The organism is Duganella sp. CF517, assembly GCF_900110275.1.
Lineage (GTDB): Bacteria > Pseudomonadota > Gammaproteobacteria > Burkholderiales > Burkholderiaceae_D > Rugamonas.
This window is the reverse complement of the sequence record NZ_FODC01000001.1, coordinates 130,606-148,247: the sequence shown is the minus strand read 5'-3', so window position 1 is coordinate 148,247 and position 17,642 is coordinate 130,606. Positions and strand designations below refer to the sequence as shown.

General features: G+C 68.4%; 12 protein-coding genes. 8 read left to right on the top strand and 4 right to left on the bottom strand.

The genetic code is table 11. The features are described 5' to 3' along the window. Nucleotides 1–2 precede the first annotated feature (2 nt). Genes BMX85_RS00575 through tagF form a run of 7 tightly spaced genes read left to right on the top strand, consistent with a single transcriptional unit; the run spans nt 3 to nt 11,135 of the window. Complete coding sequence (locus BMX85_RS00575; RefSeq protein ID WP_143067864.1) at nt 3–746, top strand: hypothetical protein; 744 nt, start codon at nt 3–5, stop codon at nt 744–746. A 28-nt stretch (nt 747–774) separates the two neighbouring features. Beyond that, a complete protein-coding gene (locus tag BMX85_RS00570; RefSeq protein ID WP_090313629.1) occupies nt 775–2,739 on the top strand; it encodes a type VI secretion system Vgr family protein in 1,965 nt (654 codons plus the stop codon). A gap of 9 nt (nt 2,740–2,748) precedes the next feature. Then, complete coding sequence (tagH, locus tag BMX85_RS00565) at nt 2,749–4,260, top strand: type VI secretion system-associated FHA domain protein TagH (protein WP_229210218.1); 1,512 nt, start codon at nt 2,749–2,751, stop codon at nt 4,258–4,260. 16 nt (nt 4,261–4,276) lie between these two features. Next, nucleotides 4,277–5,614: a type VI secretion system baseplate subunit TssK gene (gene tssK / locus BMX85_RS00560; protein ID WP_090313625.1), complete on the top strand. Its 1,338-nt coding sequence runs from the start codon at nt 4,277–4,279 to the stop codon at nt 5,612–5,614. 10 nt (nt 5,615–5,624) lie between these two features. Further along, a complete protein-coding gene (gene icmH, locus BMX85_RS00555; protein WP_090313623.1) occupies nt 5,625–6,974 on the top strand; it encodes a type IVB secretion system protein IcmH/DotU in 1,350 nt (449 codons plus the stop codon). Between the two features lie 25 nt (nt 6,975–6,999). Then, nucleotides 7,000–10,539, top strand: coding sequence for a type VI secretion system membrane subunit TssM (tssM, locus tag BMX85_RS00550; protein WP_090313621.1), 3,540 nt, complete (start codon nt 7,000–7,002; stop codon nt 10,537–10,539). Beyond that, nucleotides 10,539–11,135, top strand: coding sequence for a type VI secretion system-associated protein TagF (tagF, locus tag BMX85_RS00545; RefSeq protein ID WP_090313620.1), 597 nt, complete (start codon nt 10,539–10,541; stop codon nt 11,133–11,135). The genes tssM and tagF overlap by 1 nt, the downstream gene beginning before the upstream one ends. Nucleotides 11,136–11,150: 15 nt before the next feature. Here tagF and BMX85_RS30355 read toward each other — a convergent pair whose 3' ends face one another. The 4 genes from BMX85_RS30355 to BMX85_RS00525 form a co-directional block, all read right to left on the bottom strand. Beyond that, complete coding sequence (locus BMX85_RS30355; protein WP_218147289.1) at nt 11,151–12,701, bottom strand: serine/threonine-protein kinase; 1,551 nt, start codon at nt 12,699–12,701, stop codon at nt 11,151–11,153. Further along, entirely contained in the window at nt 12,694–13,575 is an 882-nt protein-coding gene (locus BMX85_RS00535; RefSeq protein WP_090313618.1) for a c-type heme family protein, read from the bottom strand. Before BMX85_RS00535 ends, BMX85_RS30355 begins: the two co-directional genes overlap by 8 nt. 3 nt (nt 13,576–13,578) lie before the next feature. After that, the gene (locus tag BMX85_RS00530) at nt 13,579–14,454 is read right to left on the bottom strand and encodes a hypothetical protein (protein WP_143067863.1); all 876 of its coding nucleotides are present in this window, start codon (nt 14,452–14,454) and stop codon (nt 13,579–13,581) included. Nucleotides 14,455–14,577: 123 nt separating this feature from the next. Further along, on the bottom strand, nt 14,578–15,672 hold the full coding sequence (locus BMX85_RS00525) for a GAF domain-containing protein (RefSeq protein ID WP_177196609.1): 1,095 nt from the start codon (nt 15,670–15,672) through the stop codon (nt 14,578–14,580). Between the two features lie 301 nt (nt 15,673–15,973). Between BMX85_RS00525 and BMX85_RS00520 the strand changes: the two genes are divergently transcribed. Then, a complete protein-coding gene (locus BMX85_RS00520; RefSeq protein WP_090313612.1) occupies nt 15,974–17,587 on the top strand; it encodes a GMC family oxidoreductase in 1,614 nt (537 codons plus the stop codon). The last annotated feature ends 55 nt before the right edge of the window (nt 17,588–17,642 follow it).

The following is a 17,642-nucleotide window of genomic DNA, read 5'->3' as shown; positions in this document are numbered from 1 at the left end:
CTATGGGCGTAGAGATGACCGGCGTTGGCGGCAAGCCGTCATGGGTGTATGACCCGAACCAGGGTTCGGTGGGCGAATCGCAAATGACGGGCGGCGCGGCGGTCGGCACGTGGCTGGCCACCGCAGGTGGGCTGTCCGGCACCACCGGTTTGCTGACGGTCGAGAAGGACGCCAACGGCAAGGTGGTGCGCAGCGTCGACGGTCGCGTCGCCACGACCACCTTGCTGACCGCCGGCGCCGGCGTCGCCGCCGGCATGGCCAATTTTTCCCAGCTGGCGGGGCCGGCCGGCGCGGTCGCCGGCACCGTGCTGGGGGTGGTCGCCACGGCGGTCACCGGCGGCTTGAAAGCCTATGACGCGAGCAAAACGATCGCCAAGCTGGAGAGCATCCAGACCAAGCTAAATGGCCAGCCCGTACCGTTAAGCCCGGATCTGCTGTTGGTGCAGGACGCCATCACCTACTGCCTCGCCAAGCAGAATGTGAAGTTCAAGAAAGGCGTCGCCAACGCCGCGCTGGTGGGCCAGCCGGTGGTGCCGCTGGTACGCGCCGGCAAGGCGGTGTCGAAGTTCGTGCAAGGCACCAAGGGCGTGCATCGCCGCAACTGCGCAGGCAACCTGGTCGAGCTGTCGGAAAAGGGCACCGGCGTGGCATCCGCGCTGGCCAAGGAGATCATCGTCGCCATCATCAGCATGAACTACGAGAGCATCATGACCAACGCCCTCGCCGACGCGATGAAATCGGACTGATCCCCATGGTTAAGGATAGTAGGTAGACATGGCAACCACCCAGAATCAGCGTGAAATATCGATCGACTGCGTGCTTGGCGCGAATGTCCTGCTGCTGCGCCGCATGCGCGCCGGCGAGGGCCTGTCGCAGCTGAGCGAATACGAGCTGGAACTGTACAGCGAACGCGCCGACCTCCAGCTCGATCAGTTGCTGGCGACCCTGGTCACGGTCAAGGTCGACCTGCCCAAGGGCGGCCAGCGCTACTTCAATGGCTTCATTACGCGGTTCGCGCTGACCGGGCGCCAGGGACGCTTCCTGACCTACCAGGCGACGGTGCGGCCATGGCTGTGGTTCCTCACACGCTCGTCGGACTGCCGGATTTTTCAGGAAAAGAGCGTGCCCGACATCATCAAGGCCGTGTTCGCGCCTTATGCGATCGCCGACTTCGACACGGCCGGCCTCAGCGCCGCCTACAAGCCGGTGCCGTATTGCGTGCAGTATCGCGAGACCGACTTCAACTTCGTCAGCCGGCTGATGGAGCGCGAAGGCATTTATTACTATTTCAAGAGCGTGGCGGGACGCCACACGATGGTGCTGGCCGATTCGTACGCGGCGCACCGGCCGGCGCCGGGCTACGCCTCGCTGCTGTTCATGCCGGCGGCCGACCACGCGATGCGCGAAAGCGAAGTGGTCTACGAATGGCACATGGGCGGCGGGATCGAGAGCGGCGTGCAGAGCCTGCAGGACTTCGACTTCGAGAAGCCGTCGGCCAACCTGCTGGTCAAGTCGTCGATGGCGCGCGGCTATGCGCAATCGCGCCATGAGTCGTTCGACTATCCCGGCAACTATACCGAGCGCGCGGCCGGCGAGGCCTACGCCCGCCACCGGCTCGACGCCCGCCACGCCAGCTATCAGCGGGTGCAGGCGGCCACGCGGGCGCGCGGACTTTTCCCCGGCAGCCTGTTCAAGCTGACCGAACACCCGCGCGGCGACCAGAACCGCGAGTACCTGGTCATCGGCGCGCAGTATGCGTTGGCGTCCGACACCTACGAGCCGACCGGTCCGGCCGAGGCGGAGCCGGTGCTCAGCTGCGCCTTTACCGCCATCGCCAGGCAGACCGAGTTCCGGCCGCCTTCCGTCGCGCGCAAGCCGGTGGTGCAGGGGCCGCAAACGGCGATCGTGGTCGGCAAGGCCGGCGAGGAGATCTGGACCGACAAGTACGGCCGGATCAAGGTGCAGTTCCACTGGGACCGGATCGGCAAGGAAGACGAGATGAGCTCGTGCTGGGTGCGCGTGGCGCAGGGTTGGGCCGGCAAGCGTTGGGGCGCGATGTTCCTGCCGCGCATAGGGCAGGAGGTGGTCGTCAGTTTCCTCGAGGGCGACCCGGACCGGCCGCTGGTGACCGGCGCGGTCTACAACGCCGACCACATGCCGCCGTATCCGCTGCCGGCGCAGGCGACCCGCTCGGCCATCAAAAGCAACTCCTCGGTCGGCGGCGGCGCCTACAACGAGCTGCGCTTCGAGGACAAGAAGGGCGCGGAGCAGTTCTATCTGCATGCCGGCCGTGATCTGGAGCAGCGCGTGCGGCGCGATGCGCTGGCGTGGATCGGCGGCGACCGCCACGCGATGGTGGTCAAGGACAGTTTCGAAGAGGTCGGCGGCGACCGCCACTTGAAGGTCGGCGGCGACCGCATCGAAGTCGCCGAGGGTTCGGCGTCGCACTCGGCGACGATGAACATGGCGCTCAAGGGCGGGCTTAAAGCCGCGCTGCATGCCGGACAGACGGTGCATATCAAGGCCGGCATGAACGTGGTGATCGAGGCGGGGGCCAACATCACCCTGAAGGCGGGGGCGGCGTTCCTGAGCATCGGACCGGCGGTGATCGTCGGCTCCACCATTCCCATCCCGATGCCGTCCGCATCGACCGTGGTCAACGCCGCCGTGCTGGCGGCCACCGTGCCGCCGGCGGCGCCGCCAACCGCGCCGCAAGAAGCCGACGACGGCAAGAAATAAGGAAGCGATATGGATATGAATGAAGCGGCGATGCCGCAACTGCTGCTGCGTGTCGAGCGTTACCGCGATCAGCCACCGGCCGAGCCGCTGCACGCCAGTTTCGGCCTGGAAGGCGGGATGATCGGGCGGGCGCCGGGCAATGTGCTGGTGCTGGACGATCCGGGCAAGTATATTTCGCGCAGCCACGCCAGCGTGACCTGGCGCGATGACCGCTATTACCTGACCGATGCGGGCAGCAATCCCAGCATCGTCAACGGCCGGCCGCTGGGCGCCGGTGTCGATATCGCGCTGGCCGACGGCGACCGCATCGTGCTGGGCGATTATGTCGTGCTGGCGTCGTTGATGGCGCCGGACGTACCGGCGCAGCCGTCCGCCGACGCCACGCTGATGGCGCCGCCTCCCTTCGTGCCGCCGCCGGTCCAGGCGCCGACGCCGTTGCCGACGTTCGAACCCATGCTGCCGTCGCCATCGCCGGCGCCGATTGCCTCGGAGGGATTCGATGCGCTGGCGGGGGCGCGCATTCTCGACGGCGGCGCGGCGCCCGCCGGCAATGATGTACTGGCCGATCCGCTCGGGCTGAACCTGTTCGCCGGCATGGCGCCGGCTGCGGTCGCGCGCGCCGCGCAGCACGACCATGTGTCGCCGGAACTGCAGGCGTACCCGGCGCCGTCCGCAGCGCCGATGTCGATCCCGGCCGACTATGATTTGTTGGCCGATTTGCAGGCACCCGCGCCGGGCGCCGCACCGCCGGCCGCGGCGGCATGGTCCGCTTCGCCCGCGGTCGCGTCACCGGCGAGCGCGCAAGCCGCGCCGCCGCAGCCATCGCCGCCCGCCATGCATGCCGCGCCGCCGCAACAAGCACCCGTGCAAGCGCTGCCGCAAGCAGCGCCTGCACCTGTTCCGCGTTCGGCCGATGGCAACGCGGTCCTGCAAGCATTGCTGGAAGGTCTAGGACTGCCCCATCTGCGTTCCAGCCACACGCCCGAACAACTGGCGCACCTGGTCGGCGAGATGCTGCGCGCCGCCACCGCCGGCACTATGGATGTGCTGATGGCCCGCACGCTGACCAAGCGCGAGAGCCACATCGACATGACCATGATCGCCCCGCGCGCCAACAATCCGCTGAAGTTCTTCCCGGACGCCGACAGCGCGCTGACGCAAATGCTGGGCGCGCAGATCTCCGGCTACCTGCCGCCATTGCCCGCCATCGGCGGCGCTTTCGACGACCTGAAGGCGCACGAGCTGGCGGTCATCGCCGGCATGCGCGCCGCCCTGGCGGCCGTGGTGCAGCGCTTCGATCCTGCCCGCATCGAACAGCGGCTGGCCGAACCCGGCCGCCTCGACAAGCTGCTGCCGGCCAGCCGCAAGGCCCGCATGTGGGACCGCCTGGTCGAACTCTACGGCGAGCTGGCGCGCGACGCCGACGACGATTTGCAGCGCCTGTTCGGCGAAAAATTCTCCGGCGCCTACGCGCAGCAGGTCGAGCGCCTGCGCGGCGAACGCCCACCCACCCATATTTGATACAGAAAGTCGCTCCATGTCGTGGAATAGCAAAGTAGTCTGGTCCGAGGGCATGCTGTTGCAGCCCCAGCACCTGCAGCAGCATGACCGTTATCTGCACACCCATCTCGAGGCGCGCGTCGGCGCGCTGCGGCCGTACGCCTGGGGCGTAGCGGCGCTGGAAATCGACCAGCAGCAACTGGCGCTGGGCAAGCTGGCGCTGTCGTCGTTCAGCGCCGTGCTGCCGGACGGCACGCCGGTCGGCGCGCCCACCGAGGACGAGCTGCCGCCGCCGATCGACATTCCGGCCGACGCGCGCGACATCACGGTGGTGCTGGCCCTGCCGACCCGGCGCCACGGCGTGGCCGAAGTAGACGACCGTCCCGGCCACGACAACTTCGCGCGCCATCGCGGCGCCGAACACGAGGCCTGGGACAGCAATGGCCTCGACAACAGCGCGCTGATGACGGTCGGTAAATTGCGGCTACGCCTGGCGCTGGAAAACGACGTCGCCGACGCCTACGCCACGCTCGGGGTGGCGCGCATCGTCGAACGGCGCGCCGACAACCGCGTGGTGCTCGATCCCGCTTATTGCCCGCCTGCGCTGGAGGTGCGCGCCGCGCCGGCGCTGGGCGGCTTCCTCGACGAACTGCTGGGTCTGCTGAACCAGCGCGGCGAGGCGCTGGCGGTGCGCCTGTCCCAGCCGGGCAGCGCCGGTGCGGCGGAAATCGCCGATTTCCTGCTGCTGCAAGTGCTCAACCGCAGCCAGCCGCTCGTCACGCACCTGGCCGGCATGACCGGCCTGCATCCGGAAACGCTGTACCGCGAGCTGGTCCAGCTGGCGGGCGAACTGGCAACTTTCACCCGTCCCGACAAGCGGGGCGCCCGTTATCCGACCTACCGCCACGGCGCGCTGGCGGAGACCTTCGCGCCGCTGATGCTGGACCTGCGCCGCGCGCTGTCGGCCGTCATGGACCCGCACGCGGTCGCCATTCCGCTCGAAGAGCGCCAGTTCGGCATCCGCGTGGCGGTGCTGCCGGACCAAACGCTGCTGCGTTCGGCCAGCTTCGTGCTGGCGGTGTCGGCCGATCTGCCGCCGGAGGCGGTGCGCAACGGCTTCCCGCCGCAGGTCAAGATGGGTTCGGTGGAAAAAATCCGCGACCTGGTCAACCTGCAACTGCCGGGCATCGCGCTGCGGCCGCTGCCGGTGGCGCCGCGCCAGTTGCCGTTCCTGTCCGGCTACACCTATTTCGAACTCGACCGTACCAGCGAGTACTGGTCGCAATTGAACAACTCGGCCGGCTTCGCCATGCACGTGGTGGACAACTTCCCGGGACTGCGGATGCAGTTCTGGGCGATCCGAAAAAGTCATTAAAGAGGTTCCGGTGAATCAAGATACGCCATTCGACGCCACGCAAGATCCCGATAGCACGGTGCTGATCCCGACGCCGGGCGGGCGCCGTCCCCAGCCCCGGCCCCAGGCCGCCGCCGGTGTCGGGCGGGGCGCCGCGCCGCCGGCCGCGCACCCTGCCGCCGCAAGCACCGGCATGGCCGGTACCCCGGCGCTGCACGGGCGCGGCCTCAACCCGCTGGTGCAGGCCGCCAACGCCTTGCTGGACCTGGTGGTGCCGCTGCGCTTGCTGCCGGCGCCGCCGGACATGGAGCTGCTGCGCCAGCGTCTCACGGACGAGGTGCGCCGGTTCGAGGCCGCCGCCCGCGCCGGCCATGCCGACGTCGAAACGGTGGCCGCCGCGCGCTACGCGCTGTGCACCTTGCTCGACGAGACGATTTCCAGCACCCCTTGGGGCGGCGGCGTGTGGAACAGCCGCAGCCTGCTGGCCGCGTTCCACAACGAATCGTGGGGCGGTGAAAAGTTCTTCGTCGTGCTGCAGCGGCTCAGCCAGGATCCGCGCGCCAACCTGGACGTGCTGGAATTGATGCTGGTTTGCCTGTCGCTGGGACTGGAGGGGCGTTACCGTGTCATCGACCGTGGCCAGGACCAGTTGGCGACGCTGCGCGACCGCCTGCTGTTGATGGTCCAGCGCCAGCATGGCCCGCTGGAGGCGGACCTGTCGCCGCGCTGGCGCGGCGCGCCCGCGCCGCAACGCTCGATGCTGCGGCGCGTGCCGTTATGGGTGCTGGCGGCGGCCGCTGCCGCCGTACTGTTGATGCTCCAACTGACCTACAGCTGGTGGTTGAACCGCGCCTCCGATCCGGTGTTCGCCCAGCTCGGAGCGTTGCGCGTGGCGCCGCCGCCGCGCACCCCGATCGCGCTGCCGCCGGGACCGGCGCCGTCGCGGGTGGCGCGCTTCCTGGCGCCGGAGATCGCCGCCGGACTGGTCGGCGTCACCGAGACCGCCGACCGCTCCACCGTGACCTTGCGCGGCGACGGCGTGTTCGCCTCCGGCAGCGCCGAGGTGGCGCGCAGCCAGTTGCCCGTGTTGCTGCGCATCGGCACGGCGCTCGAAGCGGTGCCCGGCAAGGTGCTGGTGATCGGCCACACCGACGATACCAAGCCGGCGGTGTCGGCGCGGCTGCCGTCCAATTACGACCTGTCGAAGGCGCGCGCGCGCACCGTCGCCGGCTTGCTGGCCGAGCGTTCCGGGCCGCCGACGCGCTACAGCAGCGAGGGGCGCGGCGACACCGAACCGGTGGCGCCCAATAACAACGCGGGCAATCGCGCCCGCAACCGCCGCGTCGAGATCGTCGTGTTGACGCCGCCACAGCCGCGGTAAGCGGCGACCAGGAGAAGCGCAAGGTATGAAACGTATATTGAACTGGCTGATGAAGCCATGGGTGTTGTCGGTGGTCGGCCTGCTGTTGCTGGCCTTGCTGATCTGGTACGAGGGGCCGCTGCTGGCGTTCGACGGCAGCGAGCCGCTGGCGTCGGCCGCGGCGCGCTGGACGTTGATCGCGCTGGTGTGGGCGGCGGCTGGCGCCGGGCTGGGCTGGCGCCTGTGGATGGCGCGCCGCCGCAACGGCCATTTGATGGCCGGCGTCGCCGCGCCCGGCGGGGCCGCCCCGGGTTCGGCCGATACGAGCCAGTCCGCCGCATCGGCGGCCGAGATCGCGCTGCTGGGCGAGCGCATGCGCTCGGCGATGGCGGTGCTGCGCAAGGCCAATCCCGGCTGGAAGGTGAGCGGCCAGTACCTGTACCAGCTGCCGTGGTATGTCTTCGTCGGCGCGCCGGGCAGCGGCAAGACCACCGCGCTGACGCACTCCGGCCTGCAATTCCCGCTGGCCGACGCGCTGGGCGCCGGCGCCATCGGCGGCATCGGCGGCACCCGCCATTGCGACTGGTGGTTCACCGACGAGGCGGTGCTGCTCGACACGGCGGGCCGCTACACCACGCAGGACAGCTACGCCGAAGTCGACAAGGCCGCCTGGACCGGCTTCCTCGGCTTGCTGAAAAAATACCGTCGCCGGCGTCCGGTCAACGGCATCATCGTCGCCATCAGCGTGGCCGACTTGCTGCAACAGGGCGAGGCCGCGCGCCAGGCCCAGGCGCTGGCGATCCGCGCCCGCATCCACGAGCTGCACGAGCAGCTGGGGCAGGCGTTCCCGGTGTACGTGATGGTGACCAAGAGCGACCTGCTGGCCGGGTTCGCGGAATTCTTCGAGCCCATGGGCCGCGACGAGCGCGCGCAGGTGTGGGGCGTGACCTTCCCGTTGCCGGCCGACGGCACGCCGGCGGCGGCGCTGGCCGGCTTTCCGGCCGAGTTCGAGGCGCTCGAGCGCCAGCTGCAAGCGCGCGTGTTGCAGCGCATGCACAAGGAGCGCGATTTGCAGCGGCGCGCCTTGCTGTACGGCTTCCCGCAGCAGTTCGCCGCCATCGGCGACGTGCTGGGCCGTTTCCTGAACGCCGTGTTCGAACCGAACCGCTATGAACAGCCGGCGCTGCTGCGCGGCGTGTACCTCACCAGCGGCACGCAGGAGGGCAGTCCGATCGACCGCGTGATGGCGTCGCTGGCGGCCTCGTTCGGCCTGGGCCGCAAGGTGCTGCCGGCCGGCGCCGGCGCCGGGCGCAGTTATTTCCTCACGCGCCTGCTGCGCGAAGTGATCTTCAAGGAGGCCGGCCTGGCCGGCGTCAATCAAGCCGCCGAGCGGCGCCGCCAGTGGGTCGAATGGGGCGCGTTGGCCGCCGCCGGCCTGCTGGCGGTGTCGCTGGCCGTGGGCCTGACGGTGAGCTACGGCCGCAACCAGGCGCTGGTGGCGCGCTCGGCGGCGGCCGCCACCGAGCTGTCCAGGCTGGCCGCCGCCACCCCGGCGGCCGGCAATGCGCTGGTGGCCTTGCCGGTGTTGAACGCCGCGCGCGACTTGCCGGCCGGTTATGCCGAGCGCGAGGCCAGCGTTCCGCTGTTCAGCCGCATGAGCTTGTACCAAGGCGAGAAGCTGGGCGACGGCGCCGTCAACGCCTACCGCCGGGCGCTGCGCAGCGCGTTGTTGCCGCGCATCGTCGCCAATATGGAAGGGGCGCTGCGCCGGGGCGACGCCAACCAGCAAGACTTCCTTTACGAAACCTTGCGGGTGTATCTGATGCTGGGCCAGCACCAGTACTTCGACGCCGCCTCGGTGCAGGCGTGGGTCGAGTTCGAATGGCGCGGCACCTTGCCGGACGCCAGCGAAACGCAGCGCGAGCAACTGCTGGCGCACGTCGCCGCGCTGCTGGAAAACGAGGCCGACGCCGAGGCGATCCAGCTCGACGCCGCACTGGTGGCGCAGGTGCGGCTGACCCTGGCCGGGATGGCGCTGCCGGAGCGGATCTATAACCGCATCAAGCGCCTGGTGGCGGCCGAGCGGTTGCCCGAATTTAGCATCAACGGCGCGCTGGGCCGCGATGGCTCCAGCGTCTTCGCGCGCGCCAGCGGGGCGCCGCTATCGCGCGGCGTCAGCGGCGTCTACAGCGTGGCCGGCTACCGCGCGCTGCTGGAGCAAAGCTGGCAGGCCGTCGCCGACGTCGCGCGAGACAACTGGGTGCTGGACCGCCAGGAGTCGGCCGCGACGATCGGCGGCATCGAGCAGATCCGGGCGGCGGTGCTGCAGTTGTATTTTCTCGACTACATCGGCCAGTGGGACCGTTTCCTGGCCGATGTGCGGCTGGTGCCGCTGGCCAGCCTGGACCAGGCCGCGCGGGTGACCAACGCGCTCGGCGGCGTCGACTCGCCATTGCGCACGCTGGTGCAGGCGGCCGCGCGCGAGACCACGCTGGGCGCGGTCAAGCCGTCCGCCGCGCAGGCGACGGTGGACAAGCTGGTGCGCGACAAGCTGAACTCGGCCCGCCGGCAGTTGGCGTCCGCGCTGGGCACGACCGGGGAGCCTGCGCCGGTGGCCGCGTCGCAGCAGCCGGTCGACCAGCACTTCGCCGCGATGCATCGACTGGCGGCAGGCCCGGCGCCGACGCCTCTGGACCAGACGCTGGCCTTGCTCAAGGACGCGGCGCTGTACTTCGACGCGGCCGAAAGCGCGCGCAGAAGCGGCGCGCCGGCGCCGGCCGGCGATGCGCTGGTACGCTTGAAGCGGGGCGGGCAGGGCTTGCCGGCGCCGTTGTCGACCCTGCTCCAGAGCGTGGACAGCGGCGGCAACGGCCTGGCCCAGGGCAGCGAGCGGGCGCGCCTGAACGCGCTGTGGGCCGGCAGCGGCGCGCAGTTTTGCCGCGACGCCATCGCCGGCCGCTATCCACTGACGCGCGGCAGCGGGCGCGACGCCACTGCCGACGACTTCGGCAAATTCTTCGGTCCTGGCGGCTTGATGGACGATTTCTTCAGCAAGCACCTGACCACCCTTGTCGATATGAGCGGCGGCCAATGGCGCTGGCGTGCCACGGCCGGCGCGGCGGGCATGTCGCAGGAAGCGCTGGACCAGTTCCAGCGGGGGGCGCGGCTGCGCGACATGTTCTTTGGCGCCAACGGCCGTCAACCGTCGCTGCGCTTCGACCTGCGCGCGGTGGGCGTCGATCCGGGCGTGTCGCAGCTGACGCTGGACATCGACGGACAGCAGCTGGCCTTCCAGGCCGGGCAGGCGCCGCGCTCGGCGCCGATGTTGCTGCCCAGCGGCAAAGGCAACGGGCAGGTGCGCTTCGACGTCACGCCGGCGTTGCGCAGCGAACTGCGCACCGAGGGACCGTGGGCGTGGCTGCGCATGGTCGACCGTGGCGCGCTGGAGCCATTGCAAGGAGAGCGCTTCCGCCTGACGTTTGACCTGGAGGGCCGCAAGGCCGTCTACGAATTGACCGCAAGCAGCGTCATTAATCCGTTCCGCCGCGACGCGCTGGAGCAGTTCCGCTGCCCGGCCAGCCTTTGATGACGACGCCTTATTCCGCAGCCGGGTTCTTCGGCAAGTTCCCCACTCATGGCGACTTCGTGGCGCGGCGCCTGCCGGCGGCGTTCCTTCAGTCTTGGGATGCCTGGCTGCAAGCGGGCATGGCCGACAGCCGCGACCGGCTCGGCGATGCCTGGCTGCCCGTCTATCTGAACAGCCCGATCTGGCGTTTCGCGCTGGACGGCGGTGTTTGCGGGCCGCAGGCATGGGGCGGGGTGCTGATGCCCAGTGTCGACCGGGTAGGGCGCTATTTCCCGTTGACGATAGCGGCCGGCCTGGACGGCATGGCGGCCGATGGAAGCGGATGCGGCCGGCCTTCGGCGGCTTGGTACGCCTCGCTGGAGGCGATGGCGTTGGCCGCGTTGGGCGAGGAATTTTCGCCGCACGCCTTCGACGCTTCGCTGCTGGCGCTTGCACCCGCGCGTGCGGAAGACGACGTGCTTGGCGGGCTCTCCGGGCGCGCCTTATTTTGGCTGGGCGATGACAGACCGCCGGCTCATCCTTCGCTGGTGGTGTCCGCGCGCTCGCTGGTTCCATTCGTGTTCACGGAGCTGTTGCTTGCCGACGTGCGGAACTAGGGTCGAGGATGCGGTTTAGTTGTCAGGAGGGCGTTGAGGCTCGACGCGTGCGGCGTTATCCAAAAAGCGGTGGCGTGCGGGGGCGGCGTCGATATGCGTGGCCAGCATCGCGATCAGGTCGTCGCGGCTCACCGCCTGACGCAGCGCGCGCTTGACCACGATGGCGGCGATCGGTCCGATCGCCGCCGCCAGGATCGGCGTGACCGCGGTCGCGAATTCGGGTGTGAGGGGTGGCGCCGACAGCGGAGCCAGGGGCGCGGTCGGCGGCAGCGTCGAGTTCGTCCCGCTGGTGTCCAGCTGGCTGGTGGCCGTTGCGGGCAGCGACTCGGCGCCAAGCGCAGCCATTTGCTGCTGAAACAACACCTTGGCCGACGGCGACGGGATATGCTCCAGCAATTGGCGGCCCAGCGTGTCGAAGTCCGGCGAGGTCGCCGCGATTTTGCGCAGCAGCAGCCTGGCCATCGGTCCGATCTGCCGCGTGAGCAGCATTTCCAGCGATGGCAAGATCGCTTGCAGCCAGGCCGGGTGGTTGGCGCTCCCGGTTCCCGTGCCGCTGCCGCTTCCGGTCCCGGTCATCGTCCCCGTTCCCGTCCCGGTCCCCGTCCCCGTCCCGGTAATGGGCCGCGCCGAACGGTCCGCCCAACCGGGCTGCGAGGTCAGCGCCTGCAACGCGGCCGGTGTGGCCATGATGGTGGCGTCGTTGTCGGGCTCTTGCCCGGGAGGAGGACTGCCGGGGCCGTCGCGCGACACCGCGTTCAACGCCTGCTGGAAGGCGCGCGCCGTGGCGTGCCGCCGGCCCGGCTCCTTGGCCAGCCCCCGCATGACGACCTCGTCCAACCCGGGCGGCAATGCCGCGTTCAGGCGCGACGGCTGCAGCGGCGTGTGGTTGAGTACCTGCTGCATCACCGTCGCGGCCGAACCCGAAAAGGGCCGCTGGCCGGTCAGCAGCTGATACAGCACGATGGCGGCCGAAAACAGGTCGCTGCGGCCGTCGATCGCCTCGCCACGGAATTGTTCCGGCGACATATAGCTCGGCGTGCCCAGCATGGCGCCGGTCTGCGTCATGGTCGAGGACTCGATGCGGGCGATGCCGAAATCGCTGATCTTGATGCGGCCGTCGCGCGTGACCAGCAGGTTGGCCGGCTTGATGTCGCGGTGCACCACCCCGTGCGCATGCGAATAGTCGAGCGCGGCCAGCAGGTCGCTGAACCAGTCCAGCGCCTGCGGCAGCGGCGCGGGCCGCTCGCCGAGCAGCGACGACAGCGGCGTGCCATCGACGTACTCCATCGCGATATAGGCGATCTCGTCGTCTTCGCCGTACTCGTGCACGGCGACGATATTCGGATGCATCAACCGGCCGGCCGCCTGCGCCTCCTTGCGAAAACGCTCGATGATCTCGGTCGCCTGTTCCTCGTTGCCCAGATCGCGGCGCACGGTCTTGAGTGCCACCGTGCGCTCGATCAGCGGGTCCAGCGCGCGGTACACCACGCCCATCGCGCCCTTGCCCAGCAGGCCGTCGAGGCGGTACTTGCCGATCCGCTGCGGCAGCACCGCCGCCTCAGTCATCGAGCATCTTCATCGCGCTGGCCAGGCTGGTGCGCATGCGGTCGAACGATTGCGCCAGCTGCGCCAGCTCGTCGCCATCGCGGATGTCGAAGGCGGCGGCGTCGAAACGGCCCAGGCTCACTTCATCGGCGATGCGCGACAGACGGCTGACCCGGCGCGTGACGAACAGGTGCACGGTGAGGTTCAGCGCCACGAACAGGAAGGCGAAAATCCCCAGCAACGACCACATATACGTGTGCAGCAGCGTGGTCGCGCGCTCCAGCGGCACCGTCATCGGCACCGAGACGATCTGCGCGCCCACCGTTTCGTTGAGCTTCCAGCCGAAGCCGTTGGTGGGGCCGTAGATATCGGTCATGGTCTTGGGCGCGGCCTCCGGCGTGCTGTGGCAAGCCAGGCAGGCGGCGTTGCTGATGGTGATGGGCTTGGCGATATACAGCGCCCGGCCGCCCGGCGTGGCGCGCTCGCCCACCAGTTCCGACACGCCGGGCTCGGCGCGCAGCTGGTTTACCAGCGGCTGTTCCCAGTCGCTGGCGCGATTGCGCGGGTTGGTGGGATTGAGCGTCGCCTGCTTGTAGCTGTAGTCCGGGTAGGCCTTCAGCAGCTCGTTAAGATGCTCGATGGCAGCGAAGGTGGGCACGGCTTCCGGCAGGAATTCGAACTTGAGCCGGTTCTCCAGCAGCGGTACCACGTGGGCGCTGGTGTACTTGCCGGCCGCCGCCGAGGCTTGCATCAGCAGCCGGGCGTTTTGCAGCGTTTCTTCACGGGCATTGTCGATCAGCAGCGCGTTGGTGACGACACTGGACGCGGCGAAGCCGACCACGGCAACAGCCAGGAACACCAGGTTGAATTTGACGGCAAGGGAAAATTTCTTCATGGATTAAAACAAGGAGTTGGAGATGGTGTTGAGGCTGCGTTTGGCCTTGCCGGCTTGTTGCACGGCGGCGCGCCAGTCCGGATTGGCGACCAGCATGGTCTCGGCATCCCTGGCGAATACCGGGTCGCTCAGGCGCGTGGAAAACTGCGCCACCAGCTGTTTGCTGACGATCGGCGGCAGATTGCTCCAGTCCGCCAGGTCGCGGGCGCCCGCTTCACGCAGCGGTTTGACCTCGGCCGGCTTGGCACGGCCGGCGATGGCGACCAGCGGGTCGAAGAAGGCGCGCGGCATCTCGGCGATAAACCGCTGCGGCGGACGCTCCGCCACGCGCAGGGCCAGGCCGGCGCGGCGCTGCGCGTACTGCTCGCGGTTGATGGACATGGCGGCGCCGGCCTTTTCCTTGTCGGTTGCCGCCAAGGTGCCGTGCTCGACGAACAACTCGATCTGGTCCGGCGTCAGGTGCAGCAGGCCGCTCGCGCCTTCGCTGCCGGCGCGTACTTCCAGCGTTCCCGCGCGGGCCATCAGCGGGCGGGTGGCGCGCTTGCCGGCGGCGATCTTCAGCCAGCCGCGCAGCAGGTTGACGGTCGGCGCGCCGCCGCTGTCGCCCAATTGCACGGTGCTCGATGGTCCCAGCGCGATCAAGGCGTCGCCCGGCCATTCCAGTTGCAGGCCGCGGACGCCGGATTCGATAATGTCGCCCGTTTGCAGGCCGACCCCGGCCGGGGCGTCGTAAACGGTGGTCTTGCGGATCAATTTTGCCGGCTGCTCGGAAAAAGACAGCAGCGCGCGTTGCGCCAGCGCCGGTGCCATGGGGGCCAGTAGCGCCGCCAGCAACAGTAGCCGCAGCGCCACGAGGGTGGTTCGGGAATGCGTATTCATCGCGGAAATAGTCTTTGACGGTCCAGTGTGTATCGCTACTTACGCACTGGCCGGCGCTTCGGACGCACTTCCGGCGAACTATTTTTGACCTGTTTTCGACCTGTTTTCGAACTGCTTTGTTACTCAGCGGCGCGTGGCGCCCGGGCGGGCGCCGCGATTGACTTCGGCCGTGACCAGGCGTGCCAGCCGGCCCAGGATTTCCGTCTGGGTGGCGTCGAGCTGGCGGGGTTGCATATCGATGATGCACAGCGAGCCCAGCGCGTAGCCTTGCTCGTCGGTGATGGGCGCGCCGGCGTAAAAGCGGAAGTGCGGGGCGCCCGCGACCGCCGGATTGTCGGCGAAGCGGGGATCGGACCCCAGGTCGGGAAATTGCTGGATGCCCGCTTGCAGCACCGTATGGTTGCAAAAGGCCCAACTACGCGGCGTGTCCCGCATGTCCAGTCCCACCTTGGCCTTGAACCACTGGCGGTCCTCGCTCAGGATGGTGATCAGGGCGATCGGCGCTCCCAGGCTGAGGGCGGCGATCCGGGTCAGGTTGTCCATGGCTTCCTCGCTGGCGCTGTCGAGGATGCCGGAACGGTGGACCGCCCGCAGCCGGCCCGCCTCCGTGGGACCGACCGGGTAGGGCGCGTTCAGCAAGTCCGCCGGCAGGGGCAACAGCTGCAGGTGCTTCAGGTGCGTGTGGTGGACCAGTGCCTCGACCATCTTCCCGGAATCCTGTTCCAGCTGGATAACCTTGAATTGCAGCGCGGGGTCGACCGGCGGCGCGCCGCCGGCGGCCGGCAGCCGGGTCGCGATGACGATTTGCAGCCGGCTCAGCAGTGCGATATTGCGCAAGGTCTTGAGGAAGTGCGGCGGCAGCGTGTGCAGGTCTTCCGCCTCGACGACGAACACATCGGGCACGGTCGCGCCCAGCGCGACGGCGGCGGCGACCGGGTCTTCAATGAAATCGAGCTCGCTGATATCGAGCGCGGCGAATGCCTGCGACCAGTTGGCGTGGCGCCGGGCCGGCGCCAGCACCAGCACCCGGCGCGGCGCGACGATGATTTCGTCGTGGCGGTTGAGCACCGCCAGCACGTCCGCCTCGAACATGCGGCGGTGGCCGCCCGGCGTCTTCCAGTTCGGAATGACGCCGCTTTCGGTCCATAGCTGGGCGGTGCGGGGCGAAACGCCGAGGATTTTCGCCGCCTGCGCCGTTGTGATAATCGAACTTTTCATTGGTGCGAGTATAACGTAAGCCCGCGTTTCACAGCGACCGGCGGCGGAATGTCGGTGTCCGCCGAGCACCAACTCCCGCCAGCGCCAGCGTGACCGACCGCGAATTCTCAAGCTTGGCGATGTGTTCGAATGCATCGGGTAAATGCCCTATTCGGCACTAAAACGGCCAGAAGTTGAAAAAAAGCCCAGTATAAATCGGCAAAATCAGTATAATCGGCAAAATGCGCATCAAGAAGGCATGCGTCGATGGCAAGGTTGCCATGCACGGCGCCATTTACCAACTCTCTGACGGACCTTTAAAATGAACAACATTCAACTCAACGAAAGCGATTTCGCGGCTGCCGTCCGCGCCAACCAGGCCAGCTTGCGCGCCGCGCTCACATCGACGTACGACTTTATCGTTTGCGGTTCCGGCTCGGCCGGCTCGGTGGTTGCCGCGAGACTCGCGGAAAACCGCGAAGTCCGGGTGCTGCTGCTGGAAGCCGGCGGCAGCGACGAAGTGGCCAGCGTAATCGAGCCGGCTCAATGGCCGCTGAACCTGGGCTCGGAACGCGACTGGGGCTTCGTCGCCGAACCCAACCGGCACCTGAACGGCCGCGCCATCCCGATGAACATGGGTAAGGTGCTGGGCGGTGGATCGAGCATCAACGTCATGCTGTGGGCGCGCGGACACCGCAGCGACTGGGATTACTTCGCCGCCCAGTCGGGGGACGACGCTTGGGGCTACGCGTCGGTGTTGAAGATCTATCAGCGTATCGAAGACTGGAACGGTCCGGCCGATCCCGAGCGCCGGGGCAAGGGCGGCCCGGTGTATGTGGAACCGGCGCAATCGCCGCAGCGGACCGCCACCTTGATGCTGGAGGCAGCGCGCTCGCTGGGCGTGCCCATCTTCGACAGCCCGAACGGCGCCATGATGGAGGCCGACGGCGGCGCCGCCATCAACGACTTGCGCATCCGCGATGGCAATCGCCTGTCGGTGTTCCGCTCCTACACCTATCCGCGCATGGCGCAGCCGAACCTGACCGTGCTCACCGATGCGCTGGTGACCAAGCTCGCCTTCGACAATAACAAGGTGACCGGCGTCGAAGTCACCGTCGGCGGCGAAAAACGCGTGTTTCGCGCGTCGCGCGAGGTGGTTCTGTCGCTGGGCGCGGTCAACACGCCGAAGCTGTTGATGCAATCCGGTATCGGCCCCGAACAGGAACTGCGGCGCCACGGCATCGCGCCGCGCCAGCCGCTGGCCGGCGTCGGCCAGAACCACCAGGACCATGTGTCGTTCGGCTGCATCTGGGAATACAAGGAGCCGCAGGAAGTCGGCGCCGGTGGCTCCGAGGCGACCTTGTACTGGAAGAGCGACGCGTCGCTGGACGCCCCCGACATGCTGCATTGCCAGGTCGAATTCCCGGTGCCGAGCGCCGATACCGCCCCGCTGGGCGTGCCGGAGCATGGCTGGACCATGTTTGCCGGCCTGGCGCATCCGAAGAGCCGCGGCGAAGTGGTGCTGTCCGGCGCGGAGGCGAGCGACCCGGTGGTGATCCGCGCCAACACGCTGGGCGATCCGGACGACATCAAGGCCGCGCTGAATTCGGTTGAAATGTGCCGCGACCTCGGCAACGCCAGCGCCTTCAGCTCCCTGGTCAAGCGCGAGTCCATGCCCGGCAAGCTGGGACGGCAGGACATGGAAGCCTATCTGCGCAATGCGGCGGTGACCTACTGGCACCAGTCGTGCACCGCCAAGATGGGCCGCGACGAGATGTCGGTCGTCAATAGCAAGCTGCAGGTGTACGGGATCGACAACCTGCGCATCGCCGACGCCTCCATCATGCCGCGTATCACCACCGGCAACACGATGGCGCCCTGCGTGGTGATCGGCGAACGCGCGGCCGAGATCCTCAAGGCCAGTCACGGGATTTGAGCCCGATTTGGAGTCCGATTTTGCATCGAATACCCGCGCCGGCAGTCGGCGCGGG

Excerpts from the sequence above, each read along its gene's own strand:
- BMX85_RS00575 (WP_143067864.1), top strand. The coding sequence starts at position 3 with ATGGGCGTAGAGATGACCGGCGTTGGCGGCAAGCCGTCATGGGTGTAT.
- BMX85_RS00570 (WP_090313629.1), top strand. The coding sequence starts at position 775 with ATGGCAACCACCCAGAATCAGCGTGAAATATCGATCGACTGCGTGCTT.
- tagH (WP_229210218.1), top strand. The coding sequence starts at position 2,749 with ATGGATATGAATGAAGCGGCGATGCCGCAACTGCTGCTGCGTGTCGAG.
- tssK (WP_090313625.1), top strand. The coding sequence starts at position 4,277 with ATGTCGTGGAATAGCAAAGTAGTCTGGTCCGAGGGCATGCTGTTGCAG.
- tssM (WP_090313621.1), top strand. The coding sequence starts at position 7,000 with ATGAAACGTATATTGAACTGGCTGATGAAGCCATGGGTGTTGTCGGTG.
- tagF (WP_090313620.1), top strand. The coding sequence starts at position 10,539 with ATGACGACGCCTTATTCCGCAGCCGGGTTCTTCGGCAAGTTCCCCACT.
- BMX85_RS30355 (WP_218147289.1), bottom strand. The coding sequence starts at position 12,701 with ATGACTGAGGCGGCGGTGCTGCCGCAGCGGATCGGCAAGTACCGCCTC.
- BMX85_RS00535 (WP_090313618.1), bottom strand. The coding sequence starts at position 13,575 with ATGAAGAAATTTTCCCTTGCCGTCAAATTCAACCTGGTGTTCCTGGCT.
- BMX85_RS00530 (WP_143067863.1), bottom strand. The coding sequence starts at position 14,454 with ATGAATACGCATTCCCGAACCACCCTCGTGGCGCTGCGGCTACTGTTG.
- BMX85_RS00525 (WP_177196609.1), bottom strand. The coding sequence starts at position 15,672 with ATGAAAAGTTCGATTATCACAACGGCGCAGGCGGCGAAAATCCTCGGC.
- BMX85_RS00520 (WP_090313612.1), top strand. The coding sequence starts at position 15,974 with ATGAACAACATTCAACTCAACGAAAGCGATTTCGCGGCTGCCGTCCGC.